An 18,437-nucleotide genomic window follows, 5' to 3' on the forward strand; every position below is an offset into this window, starting at 1 on the left:
TATTTTTGCATACAAAGAAATTATTATGGCAAATTCAGCAGAGCAGAGACCTCACGTCAGTACCGATAATAATGCAAATCAGACTCATTATTACGTAACCTTGGTTGTGGCTATAGCCTTTGGCTTAGCCGGTACCTTTTTCCGTTTCATACAGGATTCTTTTTTGTTCACTTCCATTTCTAATATTCTATTGATTATCGGTAGTTTTATAGCTTTCCGTACGGTTTTCAGAATAATGAAATAAAGCAACCGAATCTTAAAATATAAGAAGGCGTGAAGTTTTTCGCGCCTTTTTTATTGCCGGTAATTTCAAAAAAATCTTATAAACAAATGGTTAGCAAATATCTATTTACAGTGAGTGTTCTCTTTGCCATAGCAAGCGCCCATGGGCAGGAGTTCCATCGGGATTATACCAATGCGGTTTTATGGCAACAACAATCGGGAGAATATCGGGCTTTATGTTTTCAGGCCTATAATTACGCGCATAGTAGTCTTGATAAGGCCTTAAAAGAGTACTCGAAGTTACCTAAATGTGTTATTGTAGACATCGATGAAACGTTATTGGATAATTCTCCGCAAAGCGGTCAGGCTGTTCTATCGAAGAAAGCCTTTGATTTGGCTGAATGGAAGCGTTGGACCGGAATGGCCATTGCTGACACGGTTCCTGGAGCGTGCTCATTTCTCCAATATGCCGCTTCAAAAAAAGTCGCAGTTTTTTATATCAGTAATCGGGATCAAAGCGAAATTCCCGCCACCATGCAGAATTTGAAGCAATTTGGATTTCCTTATGTCGATACGGACCACCTATTGTTTAGAGATAGTACCTCTAATAAACAATCAAGAAGAAACCAAGTGGCTAAAACGCATCATATAGCCATGTTGGTCGGTGACAATTTAAGTGATTTTTCTACCATTTTCTATCAAGAAGGTAAGGATACAAAGAAAGTGGTGGATCAACATGCGGGGAAGTTCGGAACCACGTTTATTATGCTTCCAAACCCCATGTATGGGGATTGGGAACAATCTTTATATCCAAAAGGGAATTTAACAGAAGCAGAGAAGGCAACTATTCGATTGAAAAAAATAAAAGGCTATTAAAGGTCGCTGTTTTGCTTAAACCTATTACCGGATTTTCTGTCTAATTAGCAGCTGAACAAGTTAAGTGATAGAAATAGCTATGCGTTTTTGGCGAACAATTGACAAAAAACGAGGTTATCATCTATATCAAATTAGATATGGTTATGAAGGGTAAAATGATTTTGACACTCCTATTACTTTTGGTAGGTAGTACATGGGGATTTGCCGGTTCTCAGGATTCGGTGCAACATATTCAAAAACTAGAGATTGGGCATAAGAAGAAAAAGAGCTTCACTACAAAACGTCAAGATTCTACTTTGGTGCTAACTATCGATACATTGATTATGCAAGACAAATCTTCCCTTGAATTCTTCGGAAAGAAAAAGGTGAAGCTAAAAATTCACTATGCGGAAATTCCAAAGCAAGCTTATATTATTGGTACCGATAGTAAGAACAATGGGTCGGATATGGATATTCAAATCCATTTTGCAAAACTTGGAGCACTTTACGTATTAGCAGGAGGACGTGATGCCAACAATGGGACACGTACTTACCCTAACGGGAACGGGGGAAATGTTACATTCCGCTACGATAAGTCGGGCATTAACCCCCAGCAGGAAGATAAAGAGCAAACTGCTTACTTACGAATAGATACGCGGGCCGGTGGTTATCGAGTAAATCCCCAATCCGATCTATACAATATTTACACACAGATCGGAATGGGAATTCGGGCTGGCGGCGGCCGGTTGGGCGGTGTGCCTCAAGGACAAATCTATTCCGGATCCCCGGGTAAGGATGGTAAAGTTACTGTAGAAAGCTTCTAACTGAAATCGGATAGCGATTAGTTAATGCCTTTATAGCGAGCATCTCGCAGTAGTTGTTGAGCATCTTCAATACGGAGTAAGTCCATTAAAGACGTTTGAGGATGCGCTTCCATATATTTTTTTACTATTTGCCAGCCTAAATAAATACCTAACTTCGGCGCTGACTCGTTGTGACTGCCAAGTTCGGGTGTAAAAGGAGCTTCGCCAAAGTGTTTCTGAATTTTATAGTAGTCAGTTTCGTACAGCAAATTCTCCTCTAAAAACCAGGCCCATATATCTTTTTCGTAAGTGTTAGCCCAATTTATCTGCGCGGCGGTATAGCCGATTTTTAAACTATCAGCTAGGAGAGGCATCGACCTGTCCATGAGGTACATGATTTTTCCATTGTACAGCATTAGATCCAGCATACTTGGATTTCCTTTATCCGGTTCCGGAAATAGCTCTTCCCGCAGGTAAGTTTCAACCGTACGAGGCACGATATTCTCCTGCGTAAATCTTCGCGATATATAGAGTGGGATGCTTTTAATTAAAGCTGGATAAAACGGCGAGTTGGCACCTAAGAACATGTCTAGTCCAATACCAATATAATGCTCGTTAATGGGGGATTGGACGGTGAAGCCTGAGAAAAAGGCGATGAATTTTGGAATCTCTATGTTTGGGAAATAATACTTTAGATGTTTAAAGGCAATCGTTAGCTGCTCTTCTTGTGCGTTTAAAGTTGGATAAGTTTGTGAAATACTTTTTTTCAGCGCTATAAAATCACGACTCTGTAATATTTTTCTATAATTGTTGAAAAGCTCCGAGGTGTCTTGTAGATTTCCTGCTTGGAGCATATGCGTTATAAAGTCGCTATAAAATTGATCGTATTTTTTTTGCCATTGCGAATGCTTTTCAGATAGGTTATACGCGGTAAGGCTATCCAAGGATTGGTCGAAACGTTCGATTTTAATGTCAAGTTGGATGTTGCTTACATCAGGCTCTTGCCTATGCTTACATGCCATCAAAGTAATAGTCAAAAAAAAGAGGTAGATTTGTGCGCCTTTCAAATTAAGTGCCTTCATGCTTGTGATGATAGGCCGCTAAATTAATAATATAAAAAGTAAAAAGTGGAAAGGAAAGTTTATTTCGAGGTACGTGGAATAGGGAAATGGTTAAGTAGAGGAATAGTTGAGTAGTTAATGAGCCGATTAGCCAATGTGATGATGGGCTTATGCGAGCTTAAAGCATACTGCTTAGAGCTGATAAAATGGTTGAGTAGTTAATTAGAGCCGGTTAGCCAATGTGATGATGGGCTTATGCGAGCTTAAAGCATACTGCTTATGGCTTAGAGCCTTAGTACAGTAACTGTAATACATCAAAGCACTCGACACTCAACGTCTCAACTACTTAACGTCTTGACCATTCAACATTTTAACGACTAACGTTTTTTAATAACTTCAACGAATAACAAAAGATCAATGAAAATAAACATACCATTTAAAAAATTGGCGCTTATTACAAGCATATTTTTTTTCATGTTATCAAGTGCTAATAGCCAGGATTACTATGCATCAAAGTATGATAATAAGCGTATCAGTTTAGGAATTATGTTGTCGCCCAACATTAACTGGTTGCGGTACGGCGACTTTGATGTGAAGTCAAATACAGCTAAAATAGGTTACAATTACGGCTTAGTCGCCGATTTTGCGTTTTCAGAGAATTATTATTTTTCAAGTGGTTTGTTGATTGATAACTTGCGCGCTCAATCAGAAACCTATCAGAATGGACCTGAAGGGAACGATTTTGTGATCAGTAACTATCGATTACAATATGCCCAAATTCCCTTAGGCGTAAAACTAAAAAGCACCCAAAAATATTATAGAAGTTATTATGGCCAGTTCGGCTTTACTTTAGGCGTTAAATTAAGTGCGAAGCAAGAAATATTAAACAGTAACAGGGTCGTAGTCCAAGAATCCAATAATATGAAAGGTAGCGCCGATATTTTCAGATTAGGTCTCCAAATAGGAGGAGGGGTCGAATGGCTGTTAGATCATAATTTGCGGCTTATGACGGGACTAAGCTTTAATAACGGATTTACACGTGTCATTAAACACGGAGGGGCTAATAATTCTTATTTTGCCTTTAATCTTGGTATACTTTTTTAATAAACGGATAGGTTCAGTAACATATGATTATAGCGATTGCGCAGACAAACTACCATATTGGTAATTTTGAGAGAAACACAGAAAAAATTATAGCAACAATAGCTGAGGCTAAAAGGAAAGGCGCTGATCTGGTGGTGTTTCCGGAAATCACAATAGGCGGCTATTTAGCTAAAGATTTATTTCGATATCGTTCTTTTCTGGATGCCTGCGAGACAAGTATTGAACAGATTGCAGCATCTTGTGTTGGGATCGCCTGTATTATTGGTGCTCCTGTAAGGAGTAAGCTGACCAAAGGAAAGCAGCTATATAATGCTGCGCTTTTTATCGTAGACGGAGCGGTAAAGGACACGGTTCACAAAACCCTTTTGCCGGATTATGATGTATTTGACGAATACCGGTATTTTGAACCAAATAATACCTTTAAGTGTGTCGATTATAAAGGGAACCGCATTGCACTTACTATATGCGAAGATTTATGGAATGAGCATTTCCCTTCCCTTTATCCGCAAGATCCCATGATCGAACTGGCAAAGCAACAGCCGAACATTATGATCAATGTCGCCGCTTCTCCATTTTCTGAAAGCCATTTTGAAGCTCGCTGCGCCGTTGTAACCGCCCATAGCAAGCGGCATGCATTGCCTGCGCTGTATGTCAATACCATAGGTGCTCATGCAGACATCATCTTTGATGGACGTTCGTTAGTGTTTGATGAGAAAGCTAAATTGATAGATGTGCTGAATCCTTTCGCCGAGGATCTTCGTTATTACCAGCTCAACGGGAAAGAGCTTGTTGCACGACAGTTAACCACTGTTTATAAAGAACCTGAGTCAATTGTTAATATTCATGAAGCTTTGGTTCTCGGAATCAAAGATTTTTTTGCAAAATCGGGCTTTAAAAAAGCCATATTAGGATTGTCTGGAGGCATCGATTCTGCAGTGGTTGCGGCTTTAGCCTGTGAGGCATTGGGATCTACGAATGTTATGGGAGTGTTGATGCCTTCCATTTATTCAACCGGGCATTCCGTAGACGATGCCATGGATTTGGTAGGGAATCTAGGGTGTTTACATGAAGTGATTCCGATTAAAGAGGCGACGGAAGCTTTCGATAATATGATGATGAAGGCCTTCAAAGGAAAGGAAAACGATATTACCGAAGAAAACATACAAGCACGTGTACGTGCAATCGTTTTGATGGCTATGTCTAATAAGCATGGCTATATTTTATTGAACACTTCTAATAAAAGCGAGGCAGCCGTTGGTTATGGAACCCTCTATGGAGATATGGCCGGTTCCTTGGGTGTTATCGGCGATGTACTCAAAACGAAAGTCTATCAGCTTGCCCATTATATTAACCGTAACGGCATTGTTATTCCGGAAAATACTATTACTAAAGCACCGTCGGCTGAATTACGACCCGATCAAAAGGATTCGGATTCGTTGCCTGAGTATAACGTGCTCGACGCGATACTGCATCGTTATGTAGAACTTGAGATGAGCAGCAAAGAAATTATAGCTGATGGTTTCGATGAAGCTTTGGTACAACGTGTTATTAAGTTAGTAGTAGGTTCAGAATTTAAGCGATTTCAGTCGCCTCCCATTTTACGTGTTACACGAAAAGCATTTGGCGTAGGTCGGGCGATGCCTTTGGTAGCTAAACATCCTTTTTAATGTAAAATATTGTTACAATGCATTAAATTTTTCTAATCTGTAGCAACTTGGCATTAAATTCGTTATTTTTATAACACAATTGGGAGGTAAGTAAAATGAAAACAAAGTGGTTCCTGTTGGTTGTGGCAGTCGTGATGATAGCTGCCTGCTCACCATATAAATACTATACAACACAGAGTAAAAACGGGGCTTTTTCTCAGTATAAAACCTATGCTTGGTTACCGGGATTAGATTCGCTTTCTAAATCGTACTACAATAACTCAATAGCTGAGGAGAATATTTACGAAGCAGCGGATGCTGCGCTGAAAGCGAGGGGTTTGACTTATGATAAAAGCAATCCTGATTTGCTCTTTAGATATAAAGCGATCGTAAACAACACCAGTAGAACTATCTATGCGCCAATGTATGGCGGATGGGGTTGGGGCTGGGGTTGGGGTCCTTACTGGGGTTGGGGCATGGGAGGTGCTGTCGGTAGAGAGCGCTATCGTGCCGGTCATATTATCATAGAGGCAATCGATGCCAAAACAAAGAAGATTGTATGGCAAGGAAGAGGTACGGGTGAAGTTAGAAATCCTGAAAAAGCAGTAAATGACCTGCCGGTAGTTGTGCAAAATATTATGAAACAATATCCGGTAATGGCCCAGAACTAAGAATTTTTTAAGTGATGATTTGAAAAGGGGTTCTTCTGTTAGATTGAGCCCCTTTTTTAGTTTATAGTTGTGGTCTATACCGTCATGCTATTCTTTATTTGTTTATTCCAGTACTTATGAACTGACTTCGTTCATTATCACATGCGCTAATTATCTACTGAGTGATCTTCTACACAACAACGCAACCTCATGGGCTAATTAACTCATACCTCATCGACTAACCACTCCACGACCAAACCGTTTAAAAAAAGTTCCCAAAAGTAAAACCAAGTAGATTGCACATCCAAAGCAAGCTGCATAAGCAAAATAGTCGCCCGTTGCTGTATAGAACGTTATTTCTTCATTCAGATTAATATCTGCTTTAAGCGCAGTTGGTACCCACCATTCGCTCTGGCTAACGATATCCCCCCGTTGGTTGATAAAGGCTGAAATACCCGTATTAGCTGCCCGCGCCACCCATCGTCGGTTTTCTATAGCTCTCAATTTAGCGTAAGCCAAATGTTGGCTTTTACCGGAGGTGTTGCCCCACCAGCCGTCGTTTGTGATTACAGCGATAAATTGAGCGCCCTGTCGTACGTATTCAGCTACATAATTTCCCCAAATGGATTCATAACAAATGACGGGGGCAGCTCCAATGCCGCTTTGCGAGTAGAAGACCGAAGGTTTTTCTTGCGAACCATAACTCCCGGTGCTACCGCCGAATGCGGCAAATAAAGGTTTTAAAAAGGATAGATACGAAAATGGTGTTTGTTCAACACCTGGTACCAATTTCGATTTATGATAGAATTGCACTTTTGAGGAATTGTCAATTAGTACGGCAGCATTAAAAACGTCATAGTATTTGGATACGTTACTGAATTGACGAGCAGATGGTGTTTGAAGCGAATCGTACAACTGCATTGATTCAATCCCGGATAATACATTTCCGTTTTTATAATTATACAGAAAATCCCGTATGCGAAGATAGCTGTCGTTATTCCTTATTTCCTCTTCATTTACTCCGGGCGGTCTTTCAGGAATTGCTGATTCGGGCCAAATAAAAAATTCGGTATTTGTTTGTGCTTTATCTCTTGATAGTCGAATAAGGTTCTCAACTTGAGTGGCGACAGGTATATTGCCGAATTTGCCATAGGGGTCAATATTTGGTTGTACTACCACCACATTAGAGGGATTTTCATGCTCCTCATACGAGAAATATTGTACTAACGAAATAATAGATGGAATTAGAACTGCTAAGGCAAAACGTATAAATTGTTTGAAGTTTAGCGTGGAAGTTTTCTCATAAATTCGTTTACGTAGTACAAGAAATAAAGCAATGTTGCACAACCAGATCCAAGCCGTTCCGCCATAAACTCCGGTGTAGGCATACCATTGAATTAATTGATGTGTATTGGAAAAACCGTTTCCCAAGGTCATCCAAGGAAATGCGAGATCCCAGCTTTGATGGAGATATTCATAACCGATCCACAAGCACACAAGTCCAACGAGGCTACCGGATACACTATATCGTTTTCTGAGTTGATAGTAGAGCCTAAATACGATAGCTATCATTAAGGCGGCCAAGCCAAAAGGTATTAAGCTAATAAAAATAGCGATATAGGCTGGCATTACTGCACTTATTGCATTATATACCCAGTAAATTGAAGTTGTATTCCATATCAGCGCTGTAAAACCGGCTAAAAGAAATATTTTTTGTCCTTTCTTTGTTGTGTCATCTAAAATAACACGTTCAATAGCCATTAATAAAGGGACGAAAGCTATCAAAAGAAGTAGAGCAGAATAAGGAACGGGCGGCCAGCCCAGCCATAATAAAAAGGCACTTATTAGGGCCCAAATGTAATTGTTCTTCACCTTAAAATTGAGATAGGATTTCGTTTTTCTTATTTTCGTATTCGGCTTGTGTAATTAGCTGCTTTTCAAATAGCGTTTTCAGCTTCTTCAATTTGATGGTTACTTCGTCCTCCTGTTCGGCGGGTGTTTTAAGGACCGGCTCTTCTTCCGGTTTCAGTGGTGGTTCAATAGGTAATTCCTCCGGTAATGATTTTAACATAACAGGAGGTGTCGCGGCCTTTTTTAATTCTATTTCTCGTAGACGTTGCTCTTCCCGCTTCCTTTCGAGTGCTTCATTAGCTAGTTGATAAAGTTTTCTAGCTTGCACTTTCGGAATATATTCTACCGTTAAGTTCTCGCCACTTTGCGGAATTACCGTAAATTTTGCTCCAAAGAATTCCTCTTTAAACGTCACATCTTTTACATCCTGCCAAGTAAATATCTCAAAATTGGTAGTAAGACCTAGTTTAGCAGACTCACAAAGAATGATTCGCTTGCTGGTAATTACAACACAATCAGGTAGCAGTGTAACCGCTGGTTTTTTTTGTACAGCAATATAAGTGATCACTTCACCGGAAGTAAGCATGTCTTTTAACTTGCTTACGAGTTTTTCTACCACTTTAGGGTCTTGTTCCTCGTTTAGATATTGTTCTATGTACATCTTTTAAGTAAAATTCAAAATTCAAAATAAAGAATATAGGGTAAGTCGTTGAGACGTTAAGTCGTACATTCGACCATTCCCATTTCCTAATCAACTTACTCACAACTAAGCCATGCTAATTTACGATTTTCCTGCCACACAAATTACAAACTCCCCTTTTATCGGATTGTTTTTAAAATGTGTCAATACAGTTTCGATGGTGCCCCTTACATTTTCCTCGTATATTTTACTGATCTCTCGTGATACAGAAATGAAGCGGTCTTTCCCGAAATATATACTAAATTCCTCCAAGGTTTTTAGAATGCGGTGGGGCGACTCGTAAAAAATAGTAGTTCTTTCTTCGTCAATGAGCGATTTGAGTTTTGTTTGTCGGCCTTTTTTTATCGGTAGAAAGCCTTCAAAGACAAAGCTGTCCGTAGGTAATCCCGAATTTACCAATGCCGGAACAAAAGCTGTTGCGCCGGGAAGGCAAGAAACTTCCAGTCCATTTTTTATAGCTTCTCGGACTAACAGAAAACCAGGGTCAGAAATGGCGGGTGTTCCCGCATCGGATATGAGTGCTACTTTTTTACCTTCTTTTAAAAAGCGAATAATCTCGTTCAAGGCCTTATGCTCGTTATGTTGATGGTGAGCATAAGCCTTTTTATCAATCCCAAAATGCTTGAGAAGAGGCGCACTTGTACGTGTGTCCTCAGCCAAAATGATATCAGCCTCTTTTAGAATACGTATGGCACGGAATGTCATGTCTTCTAAATTGCCGACGGGTGTTGGAACGATATAAAGCATTTGTCTGTTATTAAGATCAAGTCATGGGTGTGAGGTGTCAAGAGATACCTGGATGCTACCGATGGCTTTTTATGAACATATCTTACTTACTTTTAAAGATATCAATGAGCTCGCTTTTTGCCATCCCTACAGGAGGGCAGGCCATCCCTACGGGAGCCAAGTTTTTGAATTTTTACTTTTTACTTTTTACTTTTAATATCTTTGTCTGCAAAAATAAGAATATATGTTGCAAATTAGCTATATCCGCGAGAATAGAGAGGATGTGATTAAGCGCTTACAAGTGCGTAATTTCGGTCAATTGGAATTGGTAGATGAAGTCATTCGTTTAGATGAAGACATTCGTTCCATCAAAACCCGATCAGAGTCCATTGCAGCGGAAGGTAATGCAGCAGCGAAACAAATTGGCGAATTAATGCGTCAAGGGAAAAGAGAAGAAGCGGAAGAAATCAAAACCCGGTCAGGAGAATACAAAGAACAGCTAAAAGTATTAAACGAAGAGTTAGGCTCTTTGGAAGAGCAGTTTTTTCAGAAAATTGTTCAATTACCCAATCTCCCCTACAAAGATGTACCCATGGGTAAAACAGCGGAAGACAATGAAATTGTATTGGAGCACGGTGAAAAGCCTGTTTTACCTGAAAATGCGTTGCCACATTGGGAATTGGCAGCCAAATATGATATCATTGATTTTGAGTTAGGAGTTAAGGTTAGTGGGGCTGGTTTTCCTGTTTATAAAGGAAAAGGAGCTAAACTTCAACGCGCTTTGATCAATTTCTTTTTGGATCAAGCAATTGAAAATGGTTATCGGGAAGTACAGGTGCCTATTTTAATCAATGGGGATTCGGGTTTTGGAACAGGACAATTACCGGACAAAGAAGGGCAAATGTATTATGTAACCGATGATGACTTATACCTTATTCCTACAGCGGAGGTGCCGGTAACCAATATGTATAGAGGGGAGATTCTCAAGGAGGAGGATTTTCCTATAAAAAATACGGCATATACACCTTGTTTTAGACGAGAAGCCGGATCCTATGGAGCACACGTTCGAGGATTGAATCGGCTACATCAGTTTGATAAAGTAGAATTGGTTCAGATCGTTCACCCCGAAAAATCGTATGACGTATTAGAGGAAATGAGCAAGTATGTGCAATCACTGTTGCAAAAGCTACAACTACCGTACCGAGTGTTACGTTTATGTGGCGGGGATATGGGCTTTGCCTCTGCTATGACCTATGATATGGAAGTATGGAGTGGCGCACAGCAACGATGGTTGGAGGTTTCTTCTGTTTCTAATTTTGAAACTTTTCAAAGTAACCGTTTAAAGGCACGATTTAAAGGACAGGATGGGAAAATGCATTTAGCCCATACGCTCAATGGAAGTGCTTTGGCACTTCCGAGGATTGTTGCTTGTATTTTGGAGGAAAACCAAACAGATCAAGGAATCAAAGTTCCATCGGTACTTGTGCCTTATACAGGTTTCGAATGGATTGATTAAGAAAAGTGGAATAGTTGAGTGGTTAATTAGCCGATTAGCCAATGGGATGATGGGTTTATGTGGGTTTAAAGCGTTACTGGTTATGGCTTCTTGGTACTGTAACTGTAATACATCAACCACTAACCACTAAACATCTTAACTAGTTTACCACTCAACAACTTAAGATATATGCTTCATCAATGTGCGCTTGGCCAGCGGTAACAAGGTCTGATCGAGTGGAAAAGTAATATCGCTTTCCACATGGTAAACCGCCGGATTGGGTAGCTTTTTCCGTTTGTGTATAAGATCTTTACGAATCGACTCCGGTGTTCCGTAAAGAAAATGCCGATCGTATTTGGTAACGTAATGCATATGAACGCCACGATATTTTTCGTCTTTTCCTTCAAACAAAGTCACTTGATATTCATATACTAAAATGCCTTTCTCATCTCCGTTTTTTAATAGCATATATCCATTATATGGGTAAAGCGGCATTACTCCAATCGACTCAATGGTCAAACGGCTCTCTACAAAATCATAGATCTCTTTTCCTTCTTTTAAGACGCTACCTAACTTTACGATAGCGTAACTGATAATGCGTTCGATCTCCATCATTAATTCATCGTCGTTCACTAGCTTTTCATAGGTTAATTTTACTGCTTCCGTATCGGCATGGGTTAAACGCACCGGAAAAGAATCTTGCAGTGTTGTCTTATCCTTCTTGAACTTTTGTAAATTATTATAATGAAAGACCAAATCATTTAAGTTAGGATATAGCCTATTTTTGTGGAAATGATGGTTGATTTCTTTAAGATAGGCTAAAAGGTGATATTTCTTGTATTCAAAATCCAAGGGAATTTCGATAAACCAATCGGCATTTAATTTAGACATATTAACCTCCGGTTTTATATGTTTAAGTTATGAAAAATTTATCGAATATACAAATCAGCTATCCATTAGCTTTTTTACCTGTATTAAAAGCAACTAACTACTCAACCATTGCCGATGCTCTAGGCCATAAGCAGTACGCTTTAAGCCCGCAATAAGCCCATCATCACATTGGCTCATCGGCTAATCAACTACTTAACAATTTCCCTACTCAACCATTGCCGATGCTCTAAGCCATAAGCAGTACGCTTTAAGCCCGCAATAAGCTCATCATCACATTGGCTCATCGGCTAATCAACTACTTAACAATTTCCCTACTAACTATTTCCTAAACTAGTACCTTTACAAGCTAAATTAGAACCACAATATGATGAAGAAAAAAAATCGGAGCATTTGGCTCTTTAGTGTACTAGCAGTCGCACTTTTACCCGCTTGCAATACTTCTGAAAAGCAAACTTCAGTTAAGGACACGTTTAAAGTTTCCGTCGATTCCTTCGCAGACCTCGAAATCTTACGTTATCAGGTACCGGGCTGGGAACAACTTACATTAAAACAAAAGACTTTCGCGTATTATCTCTATCAAGCGGCACTTTCGGGTCGTGATATTATCTATGATCAAAGAGGAAAGTATAATTTAACAATTAGGAAGACGTTAGAAGCCATTTGGCATAACCCTAAAACGGAGCAATCCGGAGATGAATGGGAGAAATTTAAGGTTTATTCAGGACAATTTTGGTTCAGTAACGGGAATCATCATCATTATTCAAACGATAAATTTGTGCCTACTTGCACTTTTGACTACTTTGCTAAATTGGTGAAGGCTTGCGACGAAAAGTCGCTCCCGTTAAATGAAGGCGAGACTGTAGAAGCCTTTTTGGCAAAAATGAAAGAGATCATCTTTGATCCGTCGTTTGAGTCTAAAATGGTTAACTTGACAGAGGGTATTGATCACGTCGCGCAGTCGTCTAACAATTTTTATGAAGGTGTTACACAACAGGAAGTCGAAAATTTTTACAATTCATTTCCACATACAGGGCAAGATCCGGAATGGGGCCTGAATAGTAAAGTTACCAAAGAATCGGGCAAGTTGATTGAACGTGTTTGGAAAATGGGCGGCATGTATGATGCAGCCATCAAGCAGATGGTGCATTGGATTGAGAAAGCTATTCCATTAGCGGAAAATGACCAACAGAAAAAATCGCTGTCGTTGCTCGTAGATTATTATAGAACGGGCGACTTAAAAAAATGGGATGAATACAATATTGCATGGGTGCAAGATACCACCGCTACCATTGATTTTGCGAATGGTTTTATCGAAGTTTATAACGATGCCATCGGCATGAAAGGTAGCTATGAAGCCGTTCTTTCCCTAAAGGATTTCGAAAGTACCAAACGAATTAAAGCCATCGCGGATCAGGCGCAATGGTTCGAAGACAATTCACCATTGATAGCAGAGCACAAGAAGAAAAAAGTAAAAGGAATCAGTGCCAAAGCTATCACGGCAATTGTAGAAGCAGGTGATGCCGCTCCTAGTACTCCTATCGGAATTAATTTACCGAACTCTGACTGGTTACGCAAAGAGTATGGCTCAAAGTCAGTGTCTTTGAGCAATATCATACATGCTTATAATGAAAGTAGTGCCAGCAGCGGGTTCTTGGATGAGTTTGTTAATAATCCGAAAAAATTGGAGCGTATGAAACAATTTGGGAACCTGGGAAGCGATTTGCATACCGATATGCATGAATGTATAGGTCACGCTTCGGGCCAGATAAATTCGGGCGTTGGAACTCCGGATAAAACCTTGAAAAGCTATGCTTCGTGCTTAGAAGAAGCTCGCGCTGATCTCGTTGCCTTGTACTATGTGATGGATCCTAAATTAGTTGAAATAGGCGTTATGCCTTCTTTAGAGGTCGGGAAAGCCGAATACGATAACTATATGATGAACGGTTTAATGACGCAGTTGACACGGCTAAAGTTAGGTGATAATATAGAAGAAGCCCACATGCGCAATCGCGCGTTGAATGCTTACTGGGTATATGAGCGTGGGAAGAATGATAAAGTTGTTGAATTCATCAAAGCTAACGGTAAAACCTATGTGCAGATCAATGATTATGAAAAATTGCGTACTTTGTTTGGCGAGCTGCTAAGAGAAATCCAACGCATTAAATCCGAAGGTGATTATGAAGCGGGTAAAAATCTCGTTGAAAACTACGGCGTGAAGGTTGATCAAGCGCTGCATAAAGAAGTGTTGGAGCGGTATGCGAAATTAAATCTCAAGCCGTATAAGGGCTTCATACAGCCAAAATTGATTGCAATAGAAGAAGATGGACGAATAACGGATGTTAAAATCGAATATCCCACTTCTTTTTACGAACAAATGTTGGAATATGGGAAAACGTATGGCTTCTTACCGATAAAGAATTAGAACGGTGCGAGAAGTACGGTATAGGGTGTAAGGATTAGGCTTTTCACCTTATACCTTTATCACTATCTTTGCGGCATGAATCATCGAGCCGTAATTTTCGATATGGATGGAGTCATTTGTCATACCAACCCATATCATGCAGAAGCGTTTAAGCAATTTTTTGATAAAAGATCAATTCCGTATACCGAACAGGAATTCATAGATCATATGTATGGTAAGCATAATAGCTATATCATGAAGTATTTTCTAAAAAAAGAGCTTAGTGATGAGGAGGTGAAGGAACTGGAGGACGAAAAGGAATTGTTATTCAGAACCATTTATGCCAATCATATTGACCCTATACCAGGATTTCTGAGTTTTTTGTCGAGCTTGAAAGATGCAGGATATAAAACCGGGGTGGCTACTTCGGCGCCTTACTTAAATCTCGAGCTTATTTTGGACAAGTTAGCATTCGCGCCTCAAATGGAATCGGTATTAAGCAGCGAGGATGTAGAAAAGCATAAGCCTAATCCCGAAGTATATTTAAAATCGGCGAAAAATTTGCAGGTATTACCAACGGGCTGTGTTGTTTTTGAAGATTCATTTTCGGGCGTGACGGCAGCGGTCAATGCAGGCATGAAGGTTGTTGGAGTTCTTTCTTCTCATACCAAAGAAGAACTACCACCCTGTGACTACTATATCCGCAATTACCACGATATTGACCTCGAGACTCTCGATCGGTTATTTCGCTAGCTTGTTAAATAGTAACAGTGGCAGCAGCACGAGCACGCTCTCTCTTATTGATGTTGCTACAGTTCGTGCCGCTGCTATATTTAACTACACTTCTTCCTCACTGCTGATCCACTTGCCTACAGCGGGAGCTTCATACGAATACATCTGCTCAATCAGCGTATCAATATCCTGATTAACCAATAACATATTACGATTGCTTTCCTTTAAGAGGCCGTTATTGACCATTTGATCGAGCAATAAGACGAGGTGGTCATAAAAGCTATCTGTGTTGAGCAGCCCGATGGGCTTTTTATGTAGGCCAAGTTGGGCCCAGGTAATAATTTCAAACAGCTCTTCCATGGTTCCAAAACCTCCAGGCAACGCTATAAAACCATCAGACAGATCATGCATCTTTGTTTTACGTTGATGCATGGTTTCAACGATATGCAGTTCGGTAATACCTCCATGTGCCAACTCCTTCTTTTTTAGAAAATCAGGTATGATACCGACGACTCTGCCCTTCTTGCTCAACGCGCCATCCGCAACGGCTCCCATTAAGCCTACTTTAGCGCCACCATATACAAGTTGAATACCCTTTTGCGCTAACGTTTCGCCAAGTAAAAAGGCTTGTTCCATGTAACTGCTTTTCAGTCCGTTACTAGATCCGCAAAATACGGTAATACTCTTAATGTTGTTCTTCATATAATTTTTCCAATTCTGCTTTCACAAATTGTATCAGCTCTTTTATGTAAGTTTGGCTGAAATCGAAGGCAATTCCAGCCGTTTGATAAATTTCGGGAATTGTTTTCGTGTACCCCAGTTTAAGGGCATCTATGTATTGCCTTAAGCCTAATTCAGGGTTTTCCCTATAATTTTTCCATACAGCAATCGCTCCCAATTGAGCCATACCATATTCAATATAATAGAACGGTACCTCGTAGATATGCAGCTGCTTTTGCCAAAGGAACGATTTTGCCTCCTCTTGGCCGTCCCAGTTCGCGAAATTATGGCCAAAGCGATCAAAAATCTCATTCCATGCGATAGCCCGTTGTTCCTCCGTATGGTCGGGATTAGTATAGAGCCAATGCTGGAATTGATCAACGGTAGCCACCCAAGGTAAGGTTTTCAATACATCTTCCAGTTGTTCTCGTTTGGCGCGTACGAGATCCTCATGGTTTTCGAAGAACGAATCCCAGTAATCCATCGAAATGAGCTCCATACTCATGGATGCTAGTTCGGCAATCTCACTGGTAAGGTGCTTGAAGTCGTTCAGTTCTAAGTCGGCAGTTAGAAAGGTATGCAAAGCATGCCCCCCCTCATGGACCATAGTTGTTAAATCTCTAAATGTGTTGGCCGAATTCATAAAAATAAACGGAGCACCGCTTTCCGCTAAGGGATAGTTATAGCCACCGGGAGCTTTCCCTTTTCTGCTTTCCACATCAAAAAGTTCACGTGCTTGCATAATTTCGATGTATTTGCCAATAGATGAATCTAATCGGTTGAAACAAGCAGCGGTTTTTTCGATCAGTTCTTGTCCGTTATCAAAAGGTTTAAGCGCTGGTTTTCCCGTAATATCCACTTCCAGATCCCACGGCTTTAGCTCGTTAATCTGAAGCGTATTTCTACGTATTTCTGCTTTTTCTTGCAAAAGCGGAACCACTTCTTTTTCGATTGCTGCATGGAAAGCATAACAGTCTTGAGGAGTATAGTCAAAACGACCTAGGGATTGAAACATATAATCGCGATAATTTTCAAAACCGGCATTCAGCGCTACTTGGTGTCTTAGCTTCAGTAAACGGTTAAAAAGACTATTCAACTGATCTTTATCTTGTAGGCGCCTGTTGTTTATACGCTGCCAAACCTCTACCCGTTTTTGCCGGTTAGTAGCCTTTAAAAATGTGGCCGCTTGGGGAAGCGTATAACTTTTACCATCAAATTCCACCTCCATATTTCCGGTGATGGATTGATATTTTTGCTGTTCCACCTGCAATTCGGTTAAAAGTGGGATGTTTTCCTCTCTAAATATTTCCAACGCTTTCTTAACCCCCCTCAAATAGATAAAATACTTTTCTTGATCCAATTCCTTTACAAAGGGGGATTCTATAAGTTTTTTATTTAATAAATTGGCAATGGGTGCTATTTTCGGCTCAATCTCCGTAGCGAAATATTGAAAATCTTGAAGTAATTTCTCATCTGTTGTATCGCATGTCATACGGATATAACGCCAAGCGAAATCTTCTTCCAAAACTGCTTCTAATTCACTACGGTCAAGCATCCATTGTTCCAATGCTTCTTTGGAATCAATGGATCGATTTTGTAAGTCTTGAAACAAAGGATTCAGATTTTCCCATAAGATGGATAAATCTTGTGATACAAATCGACGGTTAATTTTATTTGGTGTCTGCATATATCTTTTTATGAATAACGTTTGAAGTGGAAAGGACATTAATTTCTTTGTCACTTATTCCCATTTTATAGCGATTGTATTAAGCGGTACGCCCTTATTGGCTAAAGGCTTAGCTTCATGTTGATTAAATGGAGGATAGGAGACAAAAGCTCCGTTTTTAATGTATTCGATGGCTGTAATCGCTGCAGCGACCAACTTTTTATTGTTTGAATAAGAATGGCAGTCTGCATTGCCATAATATCTAAGTTGTGTACAACACATTAACAGTTTATTATCCACTGATCCTAGGTGTACACTTCCCTGTATTTTCGCAAAGTGCGATTGATTTAACGGGATTATGATCTCCTGTGTTTGATGGTGGGTATGAGATGGTTTTTCTAAGTCAATGATTAAAAAAAGAAATCTGATTGAAGCTGCATACATCTTTAAATGGTTCGGAAAAACCTCCGTTGGATTATGCTCATTTACCATGATCTTTATTTCTCCTGTAGGGCTATAAAGGAGTTCTAACGGGTTTTTATATATCAGTGATTCAATAGCTGTGTGCCTGTTTAAGTTCAAACCGAGCAGCATTTTAATATTATGGTCTTCGAATCTTTTAGTTTCTGATGGATGTATCGGCCCCTTTCTGAAAATTTGTTTGCAAACCTCAGTTAATCTATTGTGTATACCATCATATTTATATTCATCTAAAACAGGCTTTAAAGCTATTTTTAACTGCTTCCCTACGGCGCTGCCCAAACCGAAAGTTTCTTGGGCCGCAACACTTCTTGGTGAAAAATTATGGGGCTTAGTGGAGGCCCTTTTTGTAAAGTGCTTGCCGTTACGATGATAATGAACATGATCACCTAATTTTCCGCTAAGGGTAATATCACTTGTTTGTTTTGCCATAG

Annotated in this window: 17 protein-coding genes; 9 read left to right on the plus strand and 8 right to left on the minus strand. The window is 39.9% G+C overall.

What is annotated here, in order from left to right; genetic code table 11:
- Nucleotides 1-25 precede the first annotated feature (25 nt).
- The 3 genes from M1D52_RS05985 (at nt 26) to M1D52_RS05995 (ending at nt 1,901) form a co-directional block, all read left to right on the plus strand.
- The gene (locus M1D52_RS05985) at nt 26-244 is read left to right on the plus strand and encodes a hypothetical protein (RefSeq protein ID WP_013668416.1); all 219 of its coding nucleotides are present in this window, start codon (nt 26-28) and stop codon (nt 242-244) included.
- An 86-nt stretch (nt 245-330) separates the two neighbouring features.
- Nucleotides 331-1,098, plus strand: a complete 768-nt coding sequence (locus M1D52_RS05990) for a 5'-nucleotidase, lipoprotein e(P4) family (RefSeq protein WP_013668415.1) — start codon at nt 331-333, stop codon at nt 1,096-1,098.
- Between the two features lie 143 nt (nt 1,099-1,241).
- Entirely contained in the window at nt 1,242-1,901 is a 660-nt protein-coding gene (locus M1D52_RS05995) for a hypothetical protein (protein ID WP_377611571.1), read from the plus strand.
- A gap of 17 nt (nt 1,902-1,918) precedes the next feature.
- On the opposite strand, the gene gldB is transcribed toward M1D52_RS05995, so the two are convergent.
- Nucleotides 1,919-2,962, minus strand: coding sequence for a gliding motility lipoprotein GldB (gene gldB / locus M1D52_RS06000; protein ID WP_013668413.1), 1,044 nt, complete (start codon nt 2,960-2,962; stop codon nt 1,919-1,921).
- Nucleotides 2,963-3,358: 396 nt separating this feature from the next.
- On the opposite strand from gldB, the gene M1D52_RS06005 reads away from it, so the two are divergent.
- The 3 genes from M1D52_RS06005 (at nt 3,359) to M1D52_RS06015 (ending at nt 6,362) form a co-directional block, all read left to right on the plus strand.
- Nucleotides 3,359-4,045, plus strand: coding sequence for an outer membrane beta-barrel protein (locus M1D52_RS06005; protein WP_437391839.1), 687 nt, complete (start codon nt 3,359-3,361; stop codon nt 4,043-4,045).
- Nucleotides 4,046-4,068: 23 nt separating this feature from the next.
- A complete protein-coding gene (locus tag M1D52_RS06010) occupies nt 4,069-5,712 on the plus strand; it encodes an NAD+ synthase (RefSeq protein WP_377611569.1) in 1,644 nt (547 codons plus the stop codon).
- A 95-nt stretch (nt 5,713-5,807) separates the two neighbouring features.
- A complete protein-coding gene (locus M1D52_RS06015) occupies nt 5,808-6,362 on the plus strand; it encodes a DUF4136 domain-containing protein (RefSeq protein WP_013668410.1) in 555 nt (184 codons plus the stop codon).
- 210 nt (nt 6,363-6,572) lie between these two features.
- On the opposite strand, the gene lnt is transcribed toward M1D52_RS06015, so the two are convergent.
- The 3 genes from lnt to rsmI form a co-directional block, all read right to left on the minus strand.
- Nucleotides 6,573-8,213 carry an apolipoprotein N-acyltransferase gene (lnt, locus tag M1D52_RS06020; protein WP_437391840.1) on the minus strand — a complete coding sequence of 547 codons (1,641 nt, stop codon included), beginning with the start codon at nt 8,211-8,213 and terminating at the stop codon, nt 6,573-6,575.
- Between the two features lies 1 nt (nt 8,214).
- Nucleotides 8,215-8,853 carry a PH domain-containing protein gene (locus M1D52_RS06025; RefSeq protein WP_013668408.1) on the minus strand — a complete coding sequence of 213 codons (639 nt, stop codon included), beginning with the start codon at nt 8,851-8,853 and terminating at the stop codon, nt 8,215-8,217.
- Between the two features lie 120 nt (nt 8,854-8,973).
- Nucleotides 8,974-9,639, minus strand: a complete 666-nt coding sequence (gene rsmI / locus M1D52_RS06030; protein WP_013668407.1) for a 16S rRNA (cytidine(1402)-2'-O)-methyltransferase — start codon at nt 9,637-9,639, stop codon at nt 8,974-8,976.
- A 223-nt stretch (nt 9,640-9,862) separates the two neighbouring features.
- Here rsmI and serS point away from each other — a divergent pair, with 223 nt between their 5' ends.
- On the plus strand, nt 9,863-11,134 hold the full coding sequence (serS, locus tag M1D52_RS06035) for a serine--tRNA ligase (protein WP_013668406.1): 1,272 nt from the start codon (nt 9,863-9,865) through the stop codon (nt 11,132-11,134).
- Nucleotides 11,135-11,293: 159 nt separating this feature from the next.
- Here serS and M1D52_RS06040 read toward each other — a convergent pair whose 3' ends face one another.
- Nucleotides 11,294-12,004, minus strand: coding sequence for a hypothetical protein (locus M1D52_RS06040; protein WP_013668405.1), 711 nt, complete (start codon nt 12,002-12,004; stop codon nt 11,294-11,296).
- A 364-nt stretch (nt 12,005-12,368) separates the two neighbouring features.
- On the opposite strand from M1D52_RS06040, the gene M1D52_RS06045 reads away from it, so the two are divergent.
- The gene (locus tag M1D52_RS06045) at nt 12,369-14,426 is read left to right on the plus strand and encodes a dipeptidyl-peptidase 3 family protein (RefSeq protein ID WP_437364506.1); all 2,058 of its coding nucleotides are present in this window, start codon (nt 12,369-12,371) and stop codon (nt 14,424-14,426) included.
- Nucleotides 14,427-14,501: 75 nt separating this feature from the next.
- Nucleotides 14,502-15,158 (plus strand): HAD family hydrolase, encoded by a 657-nt coding sequence (locus M1D52_RS06050; RefSeq protein ID WP_013668403.1) that lies wholly within the window; start codon nt 14,502-14,504, stop codon nt 15,156-15,158.
- Between the two features lie 84 nt (nt 15,159-15,242).
- Here the strand turns inward: M1D52_RS06050 and M1D52_RS06055 are convergent, their stop codons facing one another.
- The 3 genes from M1D52_RS06055 to M1D52_RS06065 are packed head-to-tail and all read right to left on the minus strand — an operon-like array spanning nt 15,243 to nt 18,435.
- Nucleotides 15,243-15,839, minus strand: coding sequence for an LOG family protein (locus tag M1D52_RS06055; RefSeq protein ID WP_013668402.1), 597 nt, complete (start codon nt 15,837-15,839; stop codon nt 15,243-15,245).
- Nucleotides 15,823-17,544, minus strand: a complete 1,722-nt coding sequence (locus M1D52_RS06060) for a M3 family oligoendopeptidase (protein ID WP_437393120.1) — start codon at nt 17,542-17,544, stop codon at nt 15,823-15,825. The genes M1D52_RS06055 and M1D52_RS06060 overlap by 17 nt, the downstream gene beginning before the upstream one ends.
- A 54-nt stretch (nt 17,545-17,598) precedes the next feature.
- Nucleotides 17,599-18,435, minus strand: a complete 837-nt coding sequence (locus M1D52_RS06065; RefSeq protein WP_437364513.1) for a hypothetical protein — start codon at nt 18,433-18,435, stop codon at nt 17,599-17,601.
- Nucleotides 18,436-18,437: the final 2 nt, after the last annotated feature.

The organism is Olivibacter sp. SA151, assembly GCF_054130995.1.